We start from the raw sequence: 20889 nt of genomic DNA, 5'->3' as shown, positions 1-20889 counted from the left end.
TATATCCGGTTCGCCGTGCATTGAGCGTGACACCTGCGCGACGTCACACAGATGTCACGCGCACGAGAAGAAAGATGTCACAGCAACGACATTTTTTGCGTCTTCGAATCGCCATCGAAGCGGCTTCGAAACCGTCACAAATGTGTAGTCGTCTAGACGTCGCGACACCTTCACTCAACCGTCACAGACGCTTCCTAGAATGGCATCGACTTAACCAGTGACTCGCGGCGCTACGCCCGAATCATGTGACGAATCGAATGGACGCCACGATGGACGCGATACGTATCGAACGCCTCTCGAAGACTTTTAACGGGGGCACATCCGCCGCGGGCCGCAAGGCGCTCGACGAAATCAATCTGCGCGTGGGCAGTGGCGAAATGGTCGCGCTGATCGGCGCATCGGGCTCGGGAAAGTCCACGCTGCTGCGCCATATCGCGGGCTTCGTGGCCTCCGACCCACAACCTTCGCAGATCGAAATATTGGGTCGCCCTATCCAGCAGAACGGCCGCATCGTGCGCGAGGTGCGCCGCATTCGCCGCGATATCGGCTTCGTCTTTCAGCAGTTCAATCTCGTCAATCGCCTCACGGTCGAAACGAATGTATTGATTGGCGCGCTCGCGCGTTTGCCGCTGTGGCGTCGTCTGACCGGCTGCTTTCCGCGCGGCGAGCGTGAACTTTCTGCGGCGGCGCTCGCGGAAGTGGGCATTGGCGACAAGGCCGGCGAACGCGCCGCGAATCTTTCGGGCGGCCAGCAGCAGCGCGCCGCGCTCGCCCGTGCGCTGGTGCAGCACGCGCGCCTGATTCTCGCCGACGAACCCATCGCCTCACTCGACCCCGAGTCGTCGCGCCGCGTGATGGACATGCTGCGCATGCTCAATCGCAATCACGGACTCACCGTGGTCGTGTCGCTGCATCAGGTCGATATCGCCATGCGCTATTGCCCACGCACGGTCGCGCTGCGCGATGGCCGCGTGGTCTACGACGGCCCGTCTGCCGCACTCACACCGGCGCTTTTGCAACAGCTTTACGGCAGCGCCGCGCGCGAACTGCTCGAACCCGACGCTGCCCCTGCTGTGACGCAACGCTTCGACGTCCAGCCTGCAACCCCTGCAATCGTCTGAAACGCGCACTCAACCCAGCGCTTCCGCAAACGTTTCCTCTTCCCCTAGAACCGGACCGCCTCTCACATGAAACTGCTCCGTTCCATGCTTTCCTGGTGCGCCGCCAGCGCCGTTGCGTTCGCCTCGCTCGGCGCCTCGGCCGCTCACGCGGACGACCTGAACTTCGGCATCATCTCGACCGATTCGTCGGCCGTGCTCAAGCAACGCTGGCAGCCCTTCATCGACGATCTGAATCGTCAAACCGGCCTGCACGTCAACACGTTCTTCGCGACCGATTACTCGGGCATTATCGAGGCGATGCGCTTCAACAAGGTGCAGATCGGCTATTTCGGCAACGCTTCGGCGATGGAAGCCGTGGATCGCTCGAACGGCGAGATCTTCGCCAAGGTGCTCTACGCCAACGGCGACGCGGGCTACAAATCGGTGCTCATCACCAATGTCAACAGTCCCGTGAAGACCATCGACGACGTCTTCAAGAATCCTAAGGATCTCACGCTGGGTTGGGGCGATCCAAACTCGACTTCGGGCACGCTGATTCCGGGCTACTATCTGTTCGCGCAGCGCGGTCTCGCCGTGAACGCCACGACCTTCAAGACGGTGCTGCCGTCGAGCCACGAGGCCAATCTGCTCGCCGTGGTCAACAACAAGGTCGATATCGCGACGAACAACACCATCGAGCTTTCCTCGCTGGAAAAGAAGCATCCGGATCGTTTCGCGCAGGTGCGCGTGTTGTGGACCTCGCCGTTGATTCCGTCCGACCCGCTCGTGTGGCGCAAGGACCTGCCTGAAGCCACCAAGCAGAAGTTGCGCGACTTCTTCTATCACTACGCCAAGACCGATCCGCGCGAGAAAGCCGTGATGGCCGCCATTACCGGCTATGCCGGCTTCGCGCCCGCGACCGATGCGCAGTTGCAGCCGATCCGCCAGGTGGCGCTGTTCCAGCAGAAGCAGAAGATCACCTCGGACACGCATCTCTCCGACGATGACCGCAAGAGCCAGATCGCAGCCATCGACGCGAAACTCGCCGCGCTCAACGCCGCCGCGAAGCCGTGATGAGCACGATGGATTTCGAGGCCTCTTCCGCGAAGCCGTCGCAAACCGCAGCCGCAGCGGCCGCCGCCGCTGCGGTGAAAAAGCGTAGCTGGTCGTCGCTCGCACTCTGGGCGATCGTGTTCGTGCTGCTCGGCACGGCGTGGCAGGGCGCGGACATGCGCCCGCTCGACCTGCTCGCCGATTCGTCGAACATGGGCACGTTTGCGCGCGGCTTTTTTCCGCCCGACTTCACCGAATGGCGCACCTATGCCCACGAGATGTGGGTGACGGTGGCCGTCGCGCTGTGGGGCACGGCGCTGGCGATTGTCTGCGCGGTGCCGTTCGGGCTGATGTCCGCGCACAATCTCGCGCCGCGCTGGGTGCTGCATCCGGTGCGCCGTCTGATGGATGCGTGTCGCGCCATCAACGAGATGGTGTTCGCGATGCTGTTCATCGTCGCGGTGGGGCTCGGGCCGTTCGCGGGCGTGCTGGCGTTGTGGGTCCATACGACCGGCGTGCTCGCCAAGCTGTTCGCGGAGGCGGTCGAAGCCGTCGATCCGCGCCCTGCGGAAGGCGTGCGCGCCACCGGCGCCTCGCCGCTCGACGAGATCATTTACGGCGTGTTGCCCCAGGTCATGCCGCTGTGGATCTCCTACGCGCTTTATCGCTTCGAGTCGAACGTGCGCTCCGCGATGGTGGTGGGCATGGTGGGCGCGGGCGGTATCGGCGTCGTGCTGTATGAGGAAATCCGCTCGTTCGACTATGCGCAGACCTGTGCGGTGCTGATCATGGTCGTTGCCGTCGTCATCGCGATCGACCTCATTTCCGCGCGGCTGCGAGCCCGCGTGACCTGACGCTGCGCCTAGACGTTACGCCCCTTTTTTGCGTCAATCCCTCTACGCGCGAGCCGAAATCGACCCGGCTCGCGCCTTTTGTTTTGAGGCGATTTGTGGCAATTTGTGGCGATCAAGCGTATTCGGTGGAATAATCGCTGACTTGCGGCGGCAGCGGTCCGCCCTTCCTCCATCGGTTTAGCGCACGCAATACGCAATGGCAAGCTTCGTCGTCCTGCTGGTTCTGCTCTCGGCACTCATGCACGCGAGCTGGAATGCCTTCCTCCATCTCTCGGGCGACCGCGTCTGGCTGCTCGGCATGTTTTCGATTCCCTATGTGCTGGTGAGCGCCGTGGCCGTGTGCGTGCTGCCGCTGCCCGCGTCCGGGGCCTGGCCGTATATCGTCGCCTCGGCGGTGCTGGAGTTCGCCTACTGCTTCACGCTGATCCGCGCCTATCGCAGCGGCGACTTCGGCCAGATCTATCCGATCGCGCGCGGCCTCTCGCCGCTACTGATCTTCGTGGGGGCGCTCGTATTCGCGCACGAGGAGCTGCACGCGCTCGCGGCCACGGGCGTCATGCTCGTGTCGGTCGGCATCATGTCGCTGGCGTTCCGGCGCGGCATGCGCTTTTCGGGCGAAAGCGTGCCCTGGGCGCTGCTCACGGGCCTGTTCATCGCGGTCTATTCGCTCGTCGACGGACTCGGCGCACGCATCGCGGGCAATCCTCTCAGCTACATCATGTGGGTGTATCTGCTCTGGAACGTGCCGCAATTCATCGCCGTCTGCGCGCTGCGCGGCGGCGTGGGGCAGATGTTCGTCTCGAAGTCCAACGCAGCGCGCGGCATGTTCGCGGGCGTGCTCGCACTGACCGCCTATTGCTTCGTGATCGAGGCGTTCCGCTATCTGCCGATCGCGATGGTGTCGGCGCTGCGCGAGTTGTCGTCGATCTTCGCCGTGCTGATCGGCTGGCTGTTCATGAAGGAACAACTCACCGCGCGCCGCATGGTCGCGTGCGCGCTCGTGACCTGCGGGGCGGTGCTGATCCGGCTTTGAGGCCGGGGGGCCGAATCGCTTGCGTCAGGCGAACGCGGGCAAGGTCGCGTCGATGGCCTCGCCGAGCATGTTGAACGCCGGTGCGATCTCCTCGTCGGGCACGCAGGCATAGCCGATCAATAACCCCGACGCCGCGCGTTCGCGCTCCGAGTAATACCCCGACAAGGGCCGCACGACGATGTTGCGCGCAAGCGCGGCTTCGGCCACAGCGCGGTCGTCGCTGCCCTCGGGGAGCTGCATGACCACATGCAGACCCGCATCGCCGCCCATCGCGGGCAACGCGTCGCCATAGCGGCGACCGGCGGCGTCGAGCAGCGCCTGGCGGCGTTGGCCGTACAGCGCGCGCATCTTGCGGATGTGCGAAGTGAAATGCCCTTCCGCGATGAATTCCGCCAGCACGGCCTGCTGCAAGAGCTGGCCTTCGCGATAAAGCTCGGCGCTTGCGGTCGCGAAACTTTCGGCGAGCGGTTCGGGCGCGACCAGATAGCCCACGCGCAGCCCCGGAAACAGCGTCTTGCCGAAGCTCCCCACATAGATCACCTGCCCCGCCGTATCGAGACCCTGCAGCGAAGCGAGCGGCCGGCTGCCGTAGCGGAATTCGCTGTCGTAGTCGTCTTCGATGATCCAGCACTGATTCTGGCGCGCGTACTCGAGCAGCGTGCGGCGGCGCGCGAGACTCATCACCATGCCGAGCGGGTATTGATGCGAAGGCGTGACGAGGATGAGCTTCGGCGGCGGCGCGGCGAAGTCGGCCGCGGACGGGTTGATGCCTTCGCTGTCCACCGCGATCGGACGCGGCTTGAGGCCCGAGACATGCAGCACGCTGCGCACACCCCAGTAGCAAGGGTCTTCAGTCCAGATGGTGTCGCCCGGATCGGAGAGCAGACGCACGGCCAGGTCGACCGACTGGTGGATGCCGGTCGTGATGATGATTTGCTCGGGCGAGCAGCGCACCGAGCGCGAGGTGCGCAGATAGTCGGCCAGCACGTGGCGCAGCAGCGCGAGGCCGCCGCCCGGCGCATAGGTCAGCAGGTCGGGGCGCAGCGTGCGCCAGTATTTGTTGTGCAGGCGGGTCCAGATGCGCGCCGGAAAGCGCGAGACGTCTGGCACGCCGGGCATGAATGCGCCGCCCTGACGCTTCGAGACGCCCGCGCCCGCGAGCAGACGCGCGCCGCGCGCGGAGAGTGCGCGAGCGGCCGGACGGTGCGGCTGCGGGGGATTTTGGGGCGCGTTCGGTAGCTCGATCACACCTTCGCGCAGGTCAGCGGCAACGATCGGCGGCGGTTCGACGACGGCCAACTCGGTCGTGGCCCGTACGTTTTGGCCGTTAGTTGCGATCGATGGGAATTGGCCCACATTGGAACCTGATCCAGACGACATTTTCTCCAATCCGACGGAGCCAATTTCCGCCACACCGACGATTTCATCCGGCGATGTATCGGCCACGAAGGTGCCGCGCCCCGTCGCCGAAATCACGTAGCCTTCGAGCACCAATTGCTCGTACACCTGCGTCACGGTATTGCGCGCAATCCCCAATTCCGCCGCCAGAAGCCGTGAGGACGGCACCTTGGCGCCTGCGGGCAGCTCGCGCGAGTGGATCGCCTGCTGCAGCAGCTTGTGCAGTTGCCGGTACACGGGCTGGCCGCTGCCGCGCTCCAGCCGCTGGGCCAGCCAATCGGACAGGACACTTGCTCGCATGAAATTGGCTCCTAAAGATTGCACTGAATGGCTCTGAATTTTAGAGCCAAACGTGAGTATAGTCGCGGCATGGACTGCTTGCCGGTCCACCAACCAACCTCAGAATCGAAAGCATCAAGGAGATGAACGTGAGCAAGAACGCCGACCTGCAGAACCGCAAGAACGCCATTACCCCGCGTGGCGTGGGCGTGATGTGCGACTTCTACGCCGAGCGCGCTGAAAACGCAGAACTGTGGGACGTCGAAGGCCGCCGCTTCATCGACTTCGCAGCCGGTATCGCCGTGTGCAACACGGGCCACCGCCATCCGAAGATCGTCGCCGCCATCAAGGCGCAGCTCGACCACTTCACGCACACCGCCTACCAGATCGTCCCCTACGAGTCGTACGTCTCGCTGGCCGAGAAGGTCGCCGCGCGTGCACCGGGCAGCTTCGCGAAGAAGGCTGCGTTCTTCACGACCGGCGCTGAAGCCGTCGAAAACGCCGTCAAGATCGCTCGTGCCTCGACCGGCCGTCCGGGCGTGATCGCCTTCGCAGGCGGCTTCCACGGCCGCACGATGATGGGCATGGCGCTGACCGGCAAGGTCGCTCCGTACAAGCTGAACTTCGGCCCGTTCCCGGCTGACGTCTACCACGCTCCGTACCCCAACTCGGTCCACGGCATCAGCACGGCTGACTCGCTCAAGCACATCGAGATGCTGTTCAAGGCCGACATCGATCCGAAGCGCGTTGCCGCGATCATCTTCGAACCGGTTCAGGGCGAAGGCGGCTTCTACCAGGCACCGGCGGACTTCGTGCGCGGCCTGCGCCAGATCTGCGACACGCACGGCATCCTGCTGATCGCCGACGAAGTCCAGACCGGCTTCGCACGCACCGGCAAGCTGTTCGCGATGGAACACTACGACGTCGCACCGGACCTGATGACGATCGCCAAGAGCCTCGCCGGCGGCATGCCGCTGTCGGGCGTGGTCGGCCGCGCGGAAGTCATGGACTCGGCAGCGCCTGGCGGCCTCGGCGGCACGTACGCCGGTAACCCGCTGGCCGTCGCTTCGGCGCACGCGGTCATCGAGATCATCGAAGAAGAGAAGCTGTGCGAGCGCGCCACGAAGCTCGGCGACAAGATCAAGGCCAAGCTCAACGCGATGAAGGCCGAAGTGCCGCAGATCGCCGACGTGCGCGGTCCGGGCGCGATGAACGCCGTCGAGTTCTGCAAGCCGGGCACGACGGACGCCGACGCCGACTTCACGAAGCGCGTGCAAACCGCCGCGCTGAACCGCGGTCTGCTGCTGCTGGTCTGCGGCGTGTACTCGAACGTCGTGCGCTTCCTGTTCCCGCTGACGATCCAGGACAACGTGTTCGACGAAGCGCTCGCGATCCTCGAAGAGTCGATCAAGGAAGCCGTGGGCGTGCCGGCGTAAGCCTCGCACCACCGCTTAAGCTTTAGTCCCGAAACGGCACACCGGCGCTTGGCCGCTGTGCCGTTCGTCGTTGTGTCGTCGTTGTGCATGGCGCGACGACGTACCGAAACTGCATTCGAAATCGAATTGAATCGAAGCCTGTCCGGAGTTCACAGATGAACCTGAAAGACGCATCGCTGCTCAAGAACACCGCCTATATCAACGGCGAATGGCAAGGCGCCGAAGACGGCGCGACGCTCGACGTCGTCAACCCCGCCACCGGCGCACTGATCGGCACCGTGCCGCGCATGGGCGCAGCCGAAACGCGCCGCGCGATTTCCGCCGCGAACGCCGCCTGGCCCGCATGGCGCGCGAAGACCGCGAAGGAGCGCAGCGTCATCCTGCGCAAGTGGTACGAGCTGATGCTCGAAAACGCCGACGACCTCGCGCTGATCCTCACGACCGAACAAGGCAAGCCGCTCGCCGAAGCCAAGGGCGAAATCGGCTACGCCGCCTCGTTCCTCGAATGGTTCGCGGAAGAAGGCAAGCGCGTCTACGGCGACACGATCCCCACGCCCGCCAACGACAAGCGCATCGTCGTGACCAAGGAAGCGATCGGCGTGTGCGCCGCGATCACGCCGTGGAACTTCCCCGCCGCGATGATCACGCGCAAGGTCGGCCCGGCGCTCGCCGCAGGCTGCCCGATCGTGCTCAAGCCCGCTGAAGCCACGCCGTTCTCGGCGCTCGCGCTGGCCGTGCTGGCCGAACGCGCAGGCGTGCCGGCAGGCGTGTTCAGCGTCGTCACTGGCGACCCGAAGGCCATCGGCGGCGAACTGACCAGCAACCCGATCGTGCGCAAGCTGTCGTTCACGGGCTCGACGCCGGTGGGCCGCCTGCTGATGAGCCAGTGCGCCGCGACCGTCAAGAAGGTCTCGCTCGAACTGGGCGGCAACGCGCCGTTCATCGTGTTCGAAGATGCCGATATCGACGCCGCCGTCGCTGGCGCGATCGCCTCGAAGTACCGCAACAGCGGCCAGACCTGCGTCTGCACGAACCGCTTCTACGTGCACGACGCCGTGTACGACACGTTCGCCGCGAAGCTGCGCGACGCGGTGGAAAAGCTCAAGGTGGGTCTGGGCACCGAAGCCGGCGTGACGCAAGGCCCGCTCATCAACGAAGCGGCCGTGCTCAAGGTGGAGTCGCACATCGAAGACGCGCTCGCCAAGGGCGCCCAGGTGCTGACGGGCGGCAAGCGCCACGCGCTCGGCCACGGCTTCTTCGAGCCGACCATCCTCGCCAACGTCACGCCCGCGATGAAGGTCGCGCGCGACGAAACCTTCGGCCCGCTCGCCCCGCTGTTCCGCTTCTCGTCGGATGAAGAAGTGATCAAGATGGCGAACGACACCGAGTTCGGTCTGGCCGCCTACTTCTACAGCCGCGACATCGGCCGTGTGTGGCGTGTGGCGGAAGCGCTCGAATACGGCATGGTGGGCATCAACACCGGCCTGATCTCGAACGAAGTCGCACCGTTCGGCGGCGTGAAGCAGTCGGGCCTGGGCCGCGAAGGCTCGCACTACGGCATCGACGATTACGTCGTCATCAAGTATCTGTGCATGGCGGGCATGTAAGCCGCTAGCTGGAGATGAGCGCCGTTTGAGGCGCTCTTATGAACTGCTGGTTGACCGGCGCGTAGCGAATTGATCGCTACGCGCCGGTTTGTTTTTGTGCGCCAGCTTTGCTTAGTGCGCAGCGCCGACGGGCGTCACCTGCGTGGCGTACGCGGAGACGAAGACGGCGTGGATCGTGTCGCCGACCTTGAGCGTCTTGAGGTCGATATCCGGCGTGGCGTTGACGGTCACGGTCTGATACGCGCCGCGCAGCGTGACCTCACGCTTTTTCGCGTTGATGTGCTGCACGGTGGCCTGCACTTCGACCTGACGCGCGGCATCGTAACCCGACGAAGCCGGCACATACACGCTGGTATCGACGCGCTTGCGAATGCCCTTGTCCTTGCCCGTGACCTTTTCTGCGGTCACGAGCAGCGCATTCTTGTAGAGCACGTCGACGGTGTCGCCGACGTTGAGCTGGTCGAAGTTGCCGACCTGCTGGCTCAGCGCGACATCCATCTCGTTGCCATGCGAACCTACCAGGCTGACCACGCGCGAGCCGCGATCGATGCCGACGATTTTGGCCTGAATGTGAACGGGCTCGGCGTTGGCGATGACCGATTGCGCCTGGCTGGCAAGCGCAGACTGGGCCGGCGGTACCGACGCGGCCTGCTCGTTCTGGGCGAATGCAACCTGCGATGCGCCCAGGCCCATCATCAGTGCTGCAATCAAAGCGGATGCTTGTTTCATGCGCGCTCTCCTCCTCATGATGAATCGATTCGTTCAATCAATTGGGTCGGCTCGAGGCCGAAGTGGAAGCGATTCTACGCGGGCACCAGGAATGCGGGCGGCTAGTTGCGCGGAGGTTGATCGGCGCGCAAAACCATGAAAAAAAACCGCGAGTCCCAAAAAGACCCGCGGTTTCTCAAAGCAACACAACAACAACTACACCTGACAGCGCAGATCAAACACGCTCAATCGCGATGGCAATCCCTTGACCCACGCCGATACACATCGTGCAGAGCGCATAACGGCCGCCGGTGCGATGCAGTTGATACATCGCGGTGGTCACGAGACGCGCGCCGCTCATGCCCAGCGGGTGGCCCAGCGCGATCGCGCCGCCATTCGGATTGACGCGGGGATCGTCGTCCGCGACGCCCAGCATGCGCAGCACCGCGAGGCCTTGCGAAGCAAATGCCTCGTTGAGTTCGATCACGTCGAACTGGTCGATGGTCATGCCCAGACGCGCCAGCAGCTTCTGCGTCGCCGGGCCCGGGCCGATACCCATCACACGCGGCGCGACACCGGCCGTCGCCATGCCGATCACACGCGCACGCGGCGTCAGGCCGAAGCGCTTCGCGTTCTCTTCGTTGGCGAGCAGCAGCGCGCAAGCGCCATCGTTCACACCCGACGCATTGCCTGCGGTGACGGAGCCATCCGCGCCGACCACGCCCTTGAGCCTGGCCAGCGCTTCGAGCGACGTCTCACGCGGATGCTCGTCACGCGACACCACCAGCGGATCGCCCTTCTTCTGCGCGATCGAAACCGAAACGATTTCCTGTGCCAGCGTGCCATCAGCGAGTGCGCGCGCGGCCTTCTGCTGGCTGCGCACCGCGAACGCGTCCTGATCGGCGCGGCTCACGTTGAAATCGACTGCGACGTTCTCAGCCGTTTCCGGCATCGAATCGACACCATATTGCTGCTTCATCAGCTTGTTGACGAAACGCCAGCCGATCGTCGTGTCATAGATCGCGGCGTCGCGTGCGAACGCCGTGTTCGCCTTGCCCATCACGAACGGCGCGCGGCTCATGCTTTCCACGCCGCCAGCAATCATCAGACCGGTTTCGCCCGACTTCAATGCGCGCGCTGCGATACCCACGGCATCCATACCCGAGCCGCACAGACGGTTGACCGTCGAGCCCGGCACAGCCTGCGGCAGACCCGCCAGCAGCAGCGACATGCGCGCGACGTTGCGGTTATCTTCGCCGGCCTGATTCGCGCAACCGTAGATCACGTCGTCGATCGCGCTCCAGTCCACGTCCTTGTTGCGCTCCATCAGCGCCTTCAGGGGCACCGCGCCCAGGTCGTCAGCGCGAACCTGGGCAAGGGCGCCCGCGTAGCGGCCGATCGGCGTGCGAATCGCGTCGCAAATGAATGCTTCCGTCATAAGAGTCTCCTGTCGATTGCGCGCGCCGCGTGAGCGTCAGACGCAATCCCATGCAAAGCCGGTTGGAATCGACGAACTGCGCGGGCGAAGAATGAGGTATCGAACGCGCACGTCCTCGTGCGTATTGTTCGAATTACGAACACATGGTCGATAATCGAACATTTGGCGCCCATGATAGGCGTCGCCCCGCGCGAGTGTCAAGCAGGGGTATCCGCAGGTCGCGATAGCGCCCCATCAGGAAAACAAGCGGTGGAAATGACGACGCGCTGAAAGATGACGTCTGATTTTGTCATCGTATCGCCGCGTAGCAATGAGCGCAGTGACGAAAGCGATTTCGCTCAACTACAAAATCGAGATCAGTTGCGCAAATGAAAAGGCCACCCGAAGGTGGCCCTGGAAGTCGGTAAGCCGAGTGGGTCGATCGCCCAGCGCACTGCTAAAGGTCATCGGTCAGTACTCTCGACTCGAGAAGAAGACTATTCGAGCCTGACGGCGATGTAAACCAAATAGGGTTGATGATCCGCAAGACTACGGTGCGGCGTCCGTTCAGGTCACGGCAATCATTTCGGGAGCCTCTGAAAAAGGCCCCCCGCCCCACGCGTACTTATCGCGACATCATATTCATGCTGACGTTATGCATGACCCACATCGTGCCGAAGATCAGGAACGCTGCGGCGAGCACCGTATAAGCAAGCGACAGCACGTTCCAGCCCTGCCCCGACGAGGTGTTCAGGTGCAGGAAAAACACCAGATGCACGATCACCTGCACGAACGCGAGCACGGCGAGCACGGCCATGCCGGTACCCGGCCCGAACGACCCATGCAGGACGAGGCCGAACGCGCCAGCGGTCAGCAGCACGGAGAGGATAAAGCCCACGGCATAGCTGCCGAGGGAGCCATGAGCTTCGCTATGAGAATGAGCCATTTAGAGCGCGCTCCCGAGATAGACAAAAGTAAACACGCAGATCCACACCACGTCCAGGAAGTGCCAGAAGAGGCTCAGGCACGTAAGACGGCGCACTTCGCGCTCGTCCAGTTGCGGACGACGCAGCACCTGCATCATCAGCACGACCATCCAGACGAGGCCGAAGAACACGTGCAGTCCGTGCGTGCTGACCAGCACGAAGAACGACGAGAGGAACGCGCTGCGCTGCGGGCCCGCGCCATCGGCGATCAGGTGCGAGAACTCGCGCAGTTCGAGCACGAGGAACAGCACGCCCAGGATGAACGTCACGCCGAGCCAGCCGAGCACCACGCCGCTCTTGCGCTGCTGCGCGCCGAGCATCGCGAACCCGTAGGTGATGCTCGACAGCAGCAGCACGGCGGTTTCGATCGCCACGCCGCCGATATCGAACAGATCCTTGCCCGTCGGACCGCCGGCATATTGATGCGCCAGCACGCCGAAGGTCGCGAACAGCGAGGCGAACAGGATGCAGTCCGTCATCAGATACACCCAGAAGCCGAACACCGAGTTCGACGGCGGGTGATCGTGATGATCCAGGTCGGCAAGCGTCGCCGTATGGGTTTTCTGTAGCATGGCTTAGGCCTCCAGTTCCGCCAGTTCGCGCTCGACGGCGACCGTCGCGCGATGGCGCTTCTCTTCGATTTCGCGCACCTTCGCGGCCGGAATGTAATAGCCGTCGTCGTCGCTGAAGCTGCGCGCGGCGATCGTCACGACGATGGCGGCAAGCGCCAGCACGGCGAGCCACACGATGTGCCACACGCCCGCAAAGCCCAGCGCCAGCGCGAACATGCCGACGAAGAAGCCCGCCGAGGTGTTCGACGGCATATGAATGTCGCTGTACTTCGCCGCGAGCCCCAGACCGCGGCCCGTTTCCTTCATGTGCGTGAAGGCGTCGATGTCATGCACCTGCGGAATGAGCGCGAAGTTGTAGACCGGCGGCGGCGACGACGTCGCCCATTCGAGCGTGCGGCCGTCCCACGGATCGCCCGTCACGTCCTGGCATTCCGCCTTGTTGCGGTTGACGAACGCCATCACCCATTGCAGCACCTGGAACACGATGCCCACGGCGATGATCGCCGCGCCGATAGCGGCCACGATGAAGTACGGCTGCCATGCGGGGTTGTCGTAGTGGTTCAGACGGCGCGTCGCGCCCATGAAGCCGAGCACGTAGAGCGGCACGAACGCCACATAGAAGCCCACGAACCAGCACCAGAACGAAGCCTTGCCGAGCTTTTCATTGGGCTTGAGGCCGAACACCTTCGGGAACCAGTAGTGCAGGCCCGCGAGGTAGCCGAACACCACGCCGCCGATGATGGCGTTGTGGAAGTGCGCGATCAGGAACAGCGAGTTATGCAGCACGAAGTCCGCGCCCGGAATCGCCATCATCACGCCGGTCATGCCGCCGATCGAGAACGTGACCATGAAGCCGATGGTCCAGAGCACCGGCGCTGTGAATTCGACGCGCCCGCGGTACATCGTGAACAGCCAGTTGAAGATCTTCACGCCCGTGGGGATCGCGATGATCATGGTCATGATGCCGAAGAACGAGTTGACGTCGGCGCCCGAGCCCATCGTGAAGAAGTGGTGCAGCCACACGAGGAACGAGAGCACCATGATCGAGCAGGTCGCGTAGACCATGGTCTTGTAGCCGAACAACGGCTTCTTCGAGAACGTCGCCATGACTTCCGAATAGATGCCGAACGCAGGCAGCACGAGGATGTACACCTCGGGGTGGCCCCACGCCCAGATCAGGTTCAGATACAGCATGACGTTGCCGCCGCCGTCGTTGGTGAAGAAGTGCGTGCCCACATAACGGTCGAAGCCCAGCAGCGCGAGCGCGATCGTGAGGATCGGGAACGTAGCCATGATGAGCACGTTCGAGCACAGCGCCGTCCACGTGAACACCGGCATCTTCATCAGGCTCATGCCCGGCGCGCGCATCTTCAGAATGGTGACGAAGAAGTTGATGCCGGTAATGAGCGTGCCCACACCCGAAAGCTGGAGGGACCAGATGTAGTAATCCACCCCCACGCCCGGACTGAACTGCAGCTCGGAGAGCGGCGGATAGGCGAGCCAGCCCGTCTGCGCGAACTCGCCCACCACCAGCGACAGATTGATGAGGATCGCGCTGATCGCCGTCATCCAGAACGAGAGCGAGTTCAGGAACGGGAACGCCACGTCGCGCGCGCCGATCTGCAACGGCACGACGAGGTTGAACAAGCCGACCATGAGCGCCATCGCCATGAAGAAGATCATGATGACGCCGTGCGCCGAGAAGATCTGGTCATAGTGATGCGGCGGCAGATAGCCCGGCGCGTCGAATGCAATGGCCTGCTGGATGCGCATCATGACGGCGTCGGCAAAACCGCGCACCAGCATGAGCACCGCCACGACGATGTACATCACGCCAATGCGCTTGTGATCCACGCTCGTGAGCCACTCGGACCAGATGTACTTCCATTTTCCCGACACGGTCACGAGACCGAGCACGGCAACCACGATCAGCGCCATGAACGCCGCGGCACCCATGATGATGGGCTGGTCGAACGGGATCGCCTCTAAGGTGAGTTTTCCGAACATGACTGCTTACCCCTTGGTCACGCACGACGGGTCATTGAAGTCCGTCACGTGGCCGTTGTTGTACTTCGCGATGATGTTGCTGAAGAGCTTCGGGTCGACGGTCGAGAAGTACTGCACCGGCGCCTTCTCGGTCGGCTGCGCGACGCCCGCGTAGGCGTCCATCGACAGACCGTCGCGCGAGGCCTTGACCTTCTGCACCCACGCGTCGAAATCCTGCTGGCTGGTGGCGAGCGTGCGGAACTTCATGTCCGAGAAGCCCTTGCCGCTGTAGTTGGCCGAAATGCCTTCGTAGTTGCCCGCTTCGTCGGCGATCAGGTGCAGACGGGTCTGCATGCCCGCCATCGCGTACACCTGGGTACCCAGTTGCGGAATGAAGAACGAGTTCATCACCGAATCCGACGTGATGCGGAAATTGACGGGCGTACCCACCGGCACCGCGAGCTGGTTCACCGTGGCGATGCCGAGGTCCGGGTAGATGAACAGCCACTTCCAGTCGAGCGCGACGACTTCGACATTGATGGGTTTGACGTTCGACTCGAGCGGCCTGTAGGGGTCGAGCTCGTGCGTGGTCTTCCAGGTGAGGACGGCGAGGAACAGGATGATGATGGCCGGAATGGTCCAGACCACCACTTCGATCGCGGTGGAGTGCGCCCACTTGGGCGCGTAAGTGGCGTTGCTGTTAGACGCACGGTAGCGCCAGGCGAAGTACAGCGTGAGCAGGATGACCGGCACCACCACGAGCAGCATGGCCCACGTGGCCGTGGCGATGAGGGACTTTTCGGCCATCCCCACGCTGCCCTTGGGGTCGAGCACCGTCAGGTTGCCGCTACATCCCGCGAGCGTGGCGACGAGCCCGCCGCCGAGGGGGATTAACCACCTTTTGAAGGCTTTTCTCTTCATGTTTGCCTGCTTTTCCGTTTAACCACTTTGAACGCATTTACGCATCCGCATCGCGAAAACAGCCATGCAAAATGCACCCGTACCGTTTTTAGCGGGATTCTACGGAAACGACTTAATCGGAAATTTGATCCAGGCTAAGGTTTGTGGCGGACGATAAAGCGTAAAGACGCAGGCGCGACGCAACGACACACTTATCTTTCCATCACCTTACACACTAGCTCACAGCCCAGTGCGGCAAGCCGCCGCGGGTGAGCGTGCGCCCCGGTCAGGCTAAAAAATATTGGGGCAACATCAAGTTAGAGACGCACCCGGTATGTGAATAATTGGACTGCGGCATAAGCGCCTTCGCCGATTATTAACTTGCATCCATTTGAACAGGATGATATTGGCAAGCGGGATTAAATCGGCGCGTCATTTTCCAGATCGACGCGCCAATTTTTCGATTAATAATGCAATTGAGACAAATCAAATAACATCGTCAAATCGACCTGCCGCGACCCTTGCTTTTTCCGGCAGCTGCATCGCCATATCCAGCGGCCCGGTTGGCGAAACAAAGCGCTTGCGCTATCGTGGTGGGTTACTTTCGCGCCGCCTCCAGCCCTTGATCCGACGCCACGACGCCATGAACCCCGCTACCCGCGCCACGCCCGCCCCCATCGACGAGCAAACGGAGATCCCCGAAAAACCGGGCGACTCCTACGTGCAGTCGTTCGCCCGCGGGCTTTCCGTGATCCGCGCGTTCAACGCCGAGCACCCCGAGCAGACGCTCACCGACGTCGCCGCGGCCACAGGCCTCACGCGCGCCGGAGCGCGCCGCATCCTGCTCACGCTGCAAACGCTCGGTTACGTGGAAGCCGACGGACGCCTGTTCCGCCTCACGCCCAAGATTCTCGACCTCGGCTTCGCCTATCTGACGTCGATGCCGTTCTGGAATCTGGCCGAGCCGGTCATGGAAGAACTCTCCGCCGAGGTCCACGAAAGCTGCTCGGCGGCCGTGCTCGACCGTACCGAGATCGTCTATGTGCTGCGCGTGCCCACGCACAAGATCATGACGATCAACCTGTCGATCGGCAGCCGCCTGCCCGCCTATTGCACGTCGATGGGGCGCGTGCTGCTCGCCGCGCTCGACGAGGACACGCTGGAAGCCACGCTCGGCGCGTCGCCGCTCTATGCGCACACGCCGCGCACGGTCACCGACAAGGACGAGCTCAAGAAGATCATCGCCCAGGTGCGCCAACAGGGCTGGGCCATCGTCGATCAGGAACTGGAAGGCGGGCTGATCTCGATCTCCGCGCCCATCCGCAATCGCCAGGGCCGCGTGATCGCGGCGATGAACATCAGCGGCAACGCGCAGCGCACCTCCGCGAAGCAGATGGTCAAGACCTTCCTGGAGCCGCTGCAACTGGCCGCACAGCGTGTTTCGGGGATGGTGTCGCGGCGCACTTGAGGGACCACGGCCGCCCCGAAGTGATGCCCGTCATCAGGTTGGCCCCAGCGCTATTGACCTTTCAATCTGACCGACGCTACGATCGCTGACATGCCTGCTCATCTCCAACTTCCCTCCTCGCTGCTTCGCGCATGTTGTCAAAACATGCCGGGGGGAAGTCGCGTCTAGCGATCAAGCTACACGTCGAATCAATTGCCTTCTGGCCGCCCGTTGCAAAACCGGCGGCCTTTTTGTTTTCGTCCAACGCTTTTGTGATGGAAAAATCAATGCCACTTGCGCTATACGACACCTGGTCACGCACCGTGCGTCCATTTACGCCAATCCATGCCAATCGGGTCGGCATGTATTGCTGCGGCCCCACCGTGTACGACCATGCGCATATCGGCAATCTGAGGACCTACGTCTTCGAGGACATCCTGCGCCGCGTGTTGATGCACAACGGATATGAAGTGCGGCACGTCGTCAATATCACCGACGTCGGACATCTCACCTCGGATGCAGATGAAGGCGAGGACAAGATGGAAAAAGGCAGCCGACGCACTGGCGAATCAGCCTGGTCCATAGCCCGGCGCTATACCGAGGCATTCGTCGCGGACTGGCGTGCCCTTCACCTGCTCGAGCCAGCGTTATGGTGCCGTGCGACCGACCACCTCGCCGAACAGATCGCGTTCATCGGCGACCTGGAGCGCAACGGCTATGCTTATCGCACCTCTGATGGCCTCTATTTCGACACGAGCAAGCAGGACGACTACGGCTTCCTTGCGCGTCTCAATCGTGCCGGCCTCCAAGCGGGCAAGCGCGTCGCAGTGGGCGAGAAGAGAAGCAGCACGGATTTTGCGCTATGGAAATTCAGCCCGACTGACGTTGCGCGCCAGATGGAATGGGATAGCCCGTGGGGGCGTGGATTTCCGGGCTGGCATATCGAGTGCTCGGCCATGTCGGCCAAATACCTCGGCACCTGGTTCGACATCCACTGCGGCGGCGAAGACCATGTCGCGGTGCATCACAGCAACGAGATCGCACAAACCCAGGCGGCTCACGGCACCCGGCTTGCCAACTTCTGGATGCACGGGCACTTCCTGACGTTCGACGCCGACACGAAGATGTCCAAGTCGAGCGGCGACTTCATTCGTCTACAGACCTTGCAAAGCCGGAGCATCGATCCGGTCGCGTATCGTTATCTGTGCCTGACTGCTCACTACAGGAGCAAATTGCGCTTCAGCTGGACATCGCTCGAGGCAGCGCAGACGGCGTTGAACCGGCTTCGACATCTCTATGCTGGCTGGCCCGAAGGAGGACGAATCGATCATGCTTTCGCCGCGCGATTCGACGCCGAAGTCAACGACGACCTGAATCTGCCCCGAGCGCTCGCCGTACTTTGGGAACTCTCCCGGAGCGATCTATCGCCCGCAAACTTGAGGGCAACGGTGGACCGCTTTGACGACGTACTTGGTCTCAGGCTAAGCGAATGGAGGCCCGCTACGTCCAACATTCCGGAAAACATCCAGATCTTGCTCAGCGAGCGTGAGCAGGCCCGATCGGAAAAAAACTGGGCAATGGCCGATCACATCCGGGAAACTTTGAGCAAGTACGGCTGGAGAGTCGAGGACAACAAAGAAGGGCAACACTTGATCAAAGTCCATGAGCCTTCCGACGATTCAAGATAGCTGCGTAGAGTCGGTGGAATAAGATGTTGGCCTCATGCCGATACCATCAAGGAAGACTCATGGACACCGCGGAACTCATCGTCACCGACAAGGTTGACGAAACTATTGAGAAGATCATCGGCGGCGGTCTGAACCGATTCAACGACGATCACGTCGGATATGGCGACCGCCGACCTTTAGCGGTTCTGGTTCGCGATCCGGACACCGAAGAGATCGTCGGCGGCGCCAGTGGCAAAACATCGCTTGGCCTGCTCTTTCTTGACTTGTTTTTCCTTCCCCCGGCGTTGCGCGGACAGGGTATTGGCACCGAGGTATTAGGCAAATTCGAAGAGGAAGGACGCCGCCGCGGTTGCCAGTCCGCGGTGGTCTACACGATCAGCTTCCAGGCGCCAGACTTCTACGTTCGCCACGGCTGGACGATATTCGGGAAGATTCCGTGCGATCCGCCCGGGACACATCGGGTTTTTCTCAGCAAAGCGCTGTAAGGTGGTCGCTCAGACTTCCGAAGCGACTGCCTCGCACGCCGCAAATACCTCCCGCGCAGCAAACAACGCATTGAGCGCCGCCGGAAAGCCCGCATAAAGCGCCATCTGCATGAACACCTCGACGATCTCGTCGCGCGTGCAGCCCACGTTGAGCGCGGCCTCGATGTGAATCTTCAGTTGCGGCTGCGCATTGCCGAGCGCCGCCAACGCGGCGATCGTCGCGATTTCGCGGGCGCGCAGATCCAGTTGCGGGCGGCTATAGATGTCGCCGAAACCAAACTCGATCAGCAAGCGGCCAAAATCCGGCGCAATGGGCGCGAGCGCCGCCACGACTTTCTCGCCGGCCTCGCCGTCGATTTCCTTCAGCTTTTGCCAGCCCTGCGCGTAGCGGTCGTGTTGTTGCGCGCGCGCTTCGTTGTGTTCGATAGCCATGACGAGTCCTCTTCCTGTCGATGTGATTGGGTCGGTTCGTCATGTCGTGCAACTCCCTGCGCCGCCGTCTCGTACCAGGCGATCTTGTCCGTGATGGCGGCAAGATTGGCCTGCAACGCCTCGATGCGCGCCAGCACCTCGGCCCGATGGGCGGCCAGCATCTCGCGCCGGGCGTCATACGTCGCCTCGCCCTGCGCACGAAGCTCCGCAAACGCCTGAATGCCAGCGATCGGCATCCCGGTCGCCTTCAGGCGCATGACGAATTGCAGCCAGTCCAGATCGGCCGGCGAGTACAGCCGGTGTCCGGCTGGCGTACGCCCGATGGCACGCAGCAGGCCAGCCTGCTCGTAGTAACGTAGCGTGTGAGCGGTGACGCGGGTGGCCTTGGCCACCTGACCGATTGTCAGGGCTTTTGACATGACGGATCTCAGGTTAGGACTTCGAGTGCACTCTAAGTCAAGCGCCACGCTCCGTCAGCCCCTTTTGAACATGTCGGCCGCGCCGATCCAGGAACGCATGCCAGCTCCCACCGACCAGAAGCCCCGACGGCCTGCTCCGTCCCGCGCGCCGGAGCAAGCCAGCGCGCCACAGGACCCCGCCCTCCTGCGTCGCCTGCTGCGCGCGCGGGACCGCATGGACGCCGCCTCGCACGAGGCCTGGCCCGTCAGCCGTCTGGCCGCGGTCAGTGGCGTCTCCGAAGCCCACTTCGCGCGCGCCTTCAAACGGGCCTTCGGCATCCCGCCGCATCGCTATCTGCTGACGCGTCGTATCGAGCAGGCCACGACCCTGCTGCGCGACACGTCATTGAGCATCACGGACATCGCCTTCGCAACGGGCTGGGAAAGCCTCGGCACCTTTGGACGCACCTTTCGCGACATCACCGGCTTGAGCCCCGGCGAAGCACGCCGCCAGGCCCAGACCGAAGCCGATACGACCCGCCTCGACCGCGTGCCCGCCTGTGTCCTCAAGGCCGCGCAACGCCCCGATCTCACGAGCGCAGTTTTGGAGAAGCGCCGCCGCGCGGCGGCCGCTACAGTCCAGCCATCGACCCGACCAACCAAGGAGGAAACATGAACGAAGGGATCAATGTCGCAGGCATCTACGTGGACGACCAGGACGAAGCGCTCGCGTTCTATGTGGACAAGCTGGGCTTTCGCGTCCATACCGATGTGCGCAATGGCACGTATCGCTGGCTGACGATCCAGCACCCGGATCAGCCGTCGTTCCAGCTTGGCCTGTTTACGCCGGGGCCGCCGGTCCATGACGAAGCCACCGCCCAGACCCTGCGTGCGATGGTCGCCAAAGGCGCGATGCCGCCGCTCGTCCTCACCGTAGCGGACTGCCGCGCGCGTTATGCCGAATGGAAAGCCAAAGGCGTCGAGTTCACTCAGGAGCCGGTGGAACGTTACGGCAGCGTCGATGCGGGGTTTCGCGATCCGGCCGGCAATGGCTGGAAGATGATCCAGGCGGCCAAAAACGCGTCCTGAACCAGCGAGATGGACGCGGAC

20 protein-coding genes are annotated in these 20889 nt (G+C 62.9%); 11 read left to right on the top strand and 9 right to left on the bottom strand.

Features of this window, described 5'->3' with window-relative positions:
* The first annotated feature begins 257 nt into the window (after positions 1–257).
* The 4 genes from phnC to U5782_RS22085 all read left to right on the top strand — a co-directional run bounded on the left by phnC (position 258) and on the right by U5782_RS22085 (position 4040).
* Positions 258–1121, top strand: coding sequence for a phosphonate ABC transporter ATP-binding protein (gene phnC, locus U5782_RS22100; protein ID WP_322046017.1), 864 nt, complete (start codon positions 258–260; stop codon positions 1119–1121).
* Between the two features lie 66 nt (positions 1122–1187).
* Positions 1188–2174 (top strand): phosphonate ABC transporter substrate-binding protein, encoded by a 987-nt coding sequence (phnD, locus tag U5782_RS22095; protein ID WP_322046016.1) that lies wholly within the window; start codon positions 1188–1190, stop codon positions 2172–2174.
* Positions 2174–3007, top strand: a complete 834-nt coding sequence (gene phnE / locus U5782_RS22090) for a phosphonate ABC transporter, permease protein PhnE (RefSeq protein ID WP_322046015.1) — start codon at positions 2174–2176, stop codon at positions 3005–3007. The genes phnD and phnE overlap by 1 nt, the downstream gene beginning before the upstream one ends.
* A gap of 196 nt (positions 3008–3203) precedes the next feature.
* Positions 3204–4040: an EamA family transporter gene (locus U5782_RS22085; RefSeq protein ID WP_322046014.1), complete on the top strand. Its 837-nt coding sequence runs from the start codon at positions 3204–3206 to the stop codon at positions 4038–4040.
* Positions 4041–4064: 24 nt separating this feature from the next.
* Here the strand turns inward: U5782_RS22085 and U5782_RS22080 are convergent, their stop codons facing one another.
* Positions 4065–5738, bottom strand: a complete 1674-nt coding sequence (locus tag U5782_RS22080; protein ID WP_322046013.1) for a PLP-dependent aminotransferase family protein — start codon at positions 5736–5738, stop codon at positions 4065–4067.
* A 122-nt stretch (positions 5739–5860) separates the two neighbouring features.
* Here U5782_RS22080 and gabT point away from each other — a divergent pair, with 122 nt between their 5' ends.
* Both gabT and gabD read left to right on the top strand, forming a co-directional pair.
* Positions 5861–7153 carry a 4-aminobutyrate--2-oxoglutarate transaminase gene (gene gabT, locus U5782_RS22075; protein WP_322046012.1) on the top strand — a complete coding sequence of 431 codons (1293 nt, stop codon included), beginning with the start codon at positions 5861–5863 and terminating at the stop codon, positions 7151–7153.
* A gap of 155 nt (positions 7154–7308) precedes the next feature.
* On the top strand, positions 7309–8760 hold the full coding sequence (gene gabD, locus U5782_RS22070; protein ID WP_322046011.1) for an NADP-dependent succinate-semialdehyde dehydrogenase: 1452 nt from the start codon (positions 7309–7311) through the stop codon (positions 8758–8760).
* Between the two features lie 111 nt (positions 8761–8871).
* Here the strand turns inward: gabD and U5782_RS22065 are convergent, their stop codons facing one another.
* The 6 genes from U5782_RS22065 to cyoA all read right to left on the bottom strand — a co-directional run bounded on the left by U5782_RS22065 (position 8872) and on the right by cyoA (position 15350).
* Entirely contained in the window at positions 8872–9489 is a 618-nt protein-coding gene (locus U5782_RS22065; protein WP_322046010.1) for a hypothetical protein, read from the bottom strand.
* A 214-nt stretch (positions 9490–9703) separates the two neighbouring features.
* Positions 9704–10906, bottom strand: a complete 1203-nt coding sequence (gene pcaF / locus U5782_RS22060; RefSeq protein WP_322046009.1) for a 3-oxoadipyl-CoA thiolase — start codon at positions 10904–10906, stop codon at positions 9704–9706.
* Positions 10907–11510: 604 nt separating this feature from the next.
* A complete protein-coding gene (cyoD, locus tag U5782_RS22055; RefSeq protein ID WP_322046008.1) occupies positions 11511–11831 on the bottom strand; it encodes a cytochrome o ubiquinol oxidase subunit IV in 321 nt (106 codons plus the stop codon).
* Entirely contained in the window at positions 11832–12443 is a 612-nt protein-coding gene (gene cyoC / locus U5782_RS22050; protein WP_322046007.1) for a cytochrome o ubiquinol oxidase subunit III, read from the bottom strand.
* 3 nt (positions 12444–12446) lie between these two features.
* Positions 12447–14450 carry a cytochrome o ubiquinol oxidase subunit I gene (gene cyoB, locus U5782_RS22045; protein ID WP_322046006.1) on the bottom strand — a complete coding sequence of 668 codons (2004 nt, stop codon included), beginning with the start codon at positions 14448–14450 and terminating at the stop codon, positions 12447–12449.
* Between the two features lie 6 nt (positions 14451–14456).
* Entirely contained in the window at positions 14457–15350 is an 894-nt protein-coding gene (cyoA, locus tag U5782_RS22040; RefSeq protein WP_322046005.1) for a ubiquinol oxidase subunit II, read from the bottom strand.
* A 622-nt stretch (positions 15351–15972) separates the two neighbouring features.
* Here cyoA and U5782_RS22035 point away from each other — a divergent pair.
* The 3 genes from U5782_RS22035 (at position 15973) to U5782_RS22025 (ending at position 18949) form a co-directional block, all read left to right on the top strand.
* Positions 15973–16797 (top strand): IclR family transcriptional regulator, encoded by an 825-nt coding sequence (locus tag U5782_RS22035; RefSeq protein WP_322046004.1) that lies wholly within the window; start codon positions 15973–15975, stop codon positions 16795–16797.
* A 266-nt stretch (positions 16798–17063) separates the two neighbouring features.
* Positions 17064–18464, top strand: a complete 1401-nt coding sequence (cysS, locus tag U5782_RS22030) for a cysteine--tRNA ligase (protein ID WP_322046105.1) — start codon at positions 17064–17066, stop codon at positions 18462–18464.
* A gap of 59 nt (positions 18465–18523) precedes the next feature.
* Positions 18524–18949, top strand: a complete 426-nt coding sequence (locus U5782_RS22025) for a GNAT family N-acetyltransferase (protein WP_322046003.1) — start codon at positions 18524–18526, stop codon at positions 18947–18949.
* A gap of 9 nt (positions 18950–18958) precedes the next feature.
* Here U5782_RS22025 and U5782_RS22020 read toward each other — a convergent pair whose 3' ends face one another.
* Positions 18959–19381: a carboxymuconolactone decarboxylase family protein gene (locus U5782_RS22020; RefSeq protein ID WP_322046002.1), complete on the bottom strand. Its 423-nt coding sequence runs from the start codon at positions 19379–19381 to the stop codon at positions 18959–18961.
* The gene (locus tag U5782_RS22015; protein WP_322046001.1) at positions 19312–19800 is read right to left on the bottom strand and encodes a MerR family transcriptional regulator; all 489 of its coding nucleotides are present in this window, start codon (positions 19798–19800) and stop codon (positions 19312–19314) included. Before U5782_RS22015 ends, U5782_RS22020 begins: the two co-directional genes overlap by 70 nt.
* Before the next feature lie 97 nt (positions 19801–19897).
* Here U5782_RS22015 and U5782_RS22010 point away from each other — a divergent pair, with 97 nt between their 5' ends.
* Together U5782_RS22010 and U5782_RS22005 are read left to right on the top strand one after the other, a co-directional pair.
* Positions 19898–20455, top strand: coding sequence for a helix-turn-helix transcriptional regulator (locus tag U5782_RS22010; RefSeq protein WP_322046000.1), 558 nt, complete (start codon positions 19898–19900; stop codon positions 20453–20455).
* Entirely contained in the window at positions 20452–20868 is a 417-nt protein-coding gene (locus U5782_RS22005) for a VOC family protein (protein WP_322045999.1), read from the top strand. The genes U5782_RS22010 and U5782_RS22005 overlap by 4 nt, the downstream gene beginning before the upstream one ends.
* Positions 20869–20889 lie beyond the last annotated feature (21 nt).

The sequence above is a fragment of the Paraburkholderia sp. J67 genome (assembly GCF_905220265.1).
GTDB lineage: Bacteria > Pseudomonadota > Gammaproteobacteria > Burkholderiales > Burkholderiaceae > Paraburkholderia.
This window is presented reverse-complemented; position numbering and strand designations above follow the sequence as displayed.

Excerpts from the sequence above, each read along its gene's own strand:
- phnC (WP_322046017.1), top strand. The coding sequence starts at position 258 with ATGGACGCCACGATGGACGCGATACGTATCGAACGCCTCTCGAAGACT.
- phnD (WP_322046016.1), top strand. The coding sequence starts at position 1,188 with ATGAAACTGCTCCGTTCCATGCTTTCCTGGTGCGCCGCCAGCGCCGTT.
- phnE (WP_322046015.1), top strand. The coding sequence starts at position 2,174 with ATGAGCACGATGGATTTCGAGGCCTCTTCCGCGAAGCCGTCGCAAACC.
- U5782_RS22085 (WP_322046014.1), top strand. The coding sequence starts at position 3,204 with ATGGCAAGCTTCGTCGTCCTGCTGGTTCTGCTCTCGGCACTCATGCAC.
- U5782_RS22080 (WP_322046013.1), bottom strand. The coding sequence starts at position 5,738 with ATGCGAGCAAGTGTCCTGTCCGATTGGCTGGCCCAGCGGCTGGAGCGC.
- gabT (WP_322046012.1), top strand. The coding sequence starts at position 5,861 with ATGAACGTGAGCAAGAACGCCGACCTGCAGAACCGCAAGAACGCCATT.
- gabD (WP_322046011.1), top strand. The coding sequence starts at position 7,309 with ATGAACCTGAAAGACGCATCGCTGCTCAAGAACACCGCCTATATCAAC.
- U5782_RS22065 (WP_322046010.1), bottom strand. The coding sequence starts at position 9,489 with ATGAAACAAGCATCCGCTTTGATTGCAGCACTGATGATGGGCCTGGGC.
- pcaF (WP_322046009.1), bottom strand. The coding sequence starts at position 10,906 with ATGACGGAAGCATTCATTTGCGACGCGATTCGCACGCCGATCGGCCGC.
- cyoD (WP_322046008.1), bottom strand. The coding sequence starts at position 11,831 with ATGGCTCATTCTCATAGCGAAGCTCATGGCTCCCTCGGCAGCTATGCC.
- cyoC (WP_322046007.1), bottom strand. The coding sequence starts at position 12,443 with ATGCTACAGAAAACCCATACGGCGACGCTTGCCGACCTGGATCATCAC.
- cyoB (WP_322046006.1), bottom strand. The coding sequence starts at position 14,450 with ATGTTCGGAAAACTCACCTTAGAGGCGATCCCGTTCGACCAGCCCATC.
- cyoA (WP_322046005.1), bottom strand. The coding sequence starts at position 15,350 with ATGAAGAGAAAAGCCTTCAAAAGGTGGTTAATCCCCCTCGGCGGCGGG.
- U5782_RS22035 (WP_322046004.1), top strand. The coding sequence starts at position 15,973 with ATGAACCCCGCTACCCGCGCCACGCCCGCCCCCATCGACGAGCAAACG.
- cysS (WP_322046105.1), top strand. The coding sequence starts at position 17,064 with ATGCCACTTGCGCTATACGACACCTGGTCACGCACCGTGCGTCCATTT.
- U5782_RS22025 (WP_322046003.1), top strand. The coding sequence starts at position 18,524 with ATGGACACCGCGGAACTCATCGTCACCGACAAGGTTGACGAAACTATT.
- U5782_RS22020 (WP_322046002.1), bottom strand. The coding sequence starts at position 19,381 with ATGGCTATCGAACACAACGAAGCGCGCGCGCAACAACACGACCGCTAC.
- U5782_RS22015 (WP_322046001.1), bottom strand. The coding sequence starts at position 19,800 with ATGTCAAAAGCCCTGACAATCGGTCAGGTGGCCAAGGCCACCCGCGTC.
- U5782_RS22010 (WP_322046000.1), top strand. The coding sequence starts at position 19,898 with ATGCCAGCTCCCACCGACCAGAAGCCCCGACGGCCTGCTCCGTCCCGC.
- U5782_RS22005 (WP_322045999.1), top strand. The coding sequence starts at position 20,452 with ATGAACGAAGGGATCAATGTCGCAGGCATCTACGTGGACGACCAGGAC.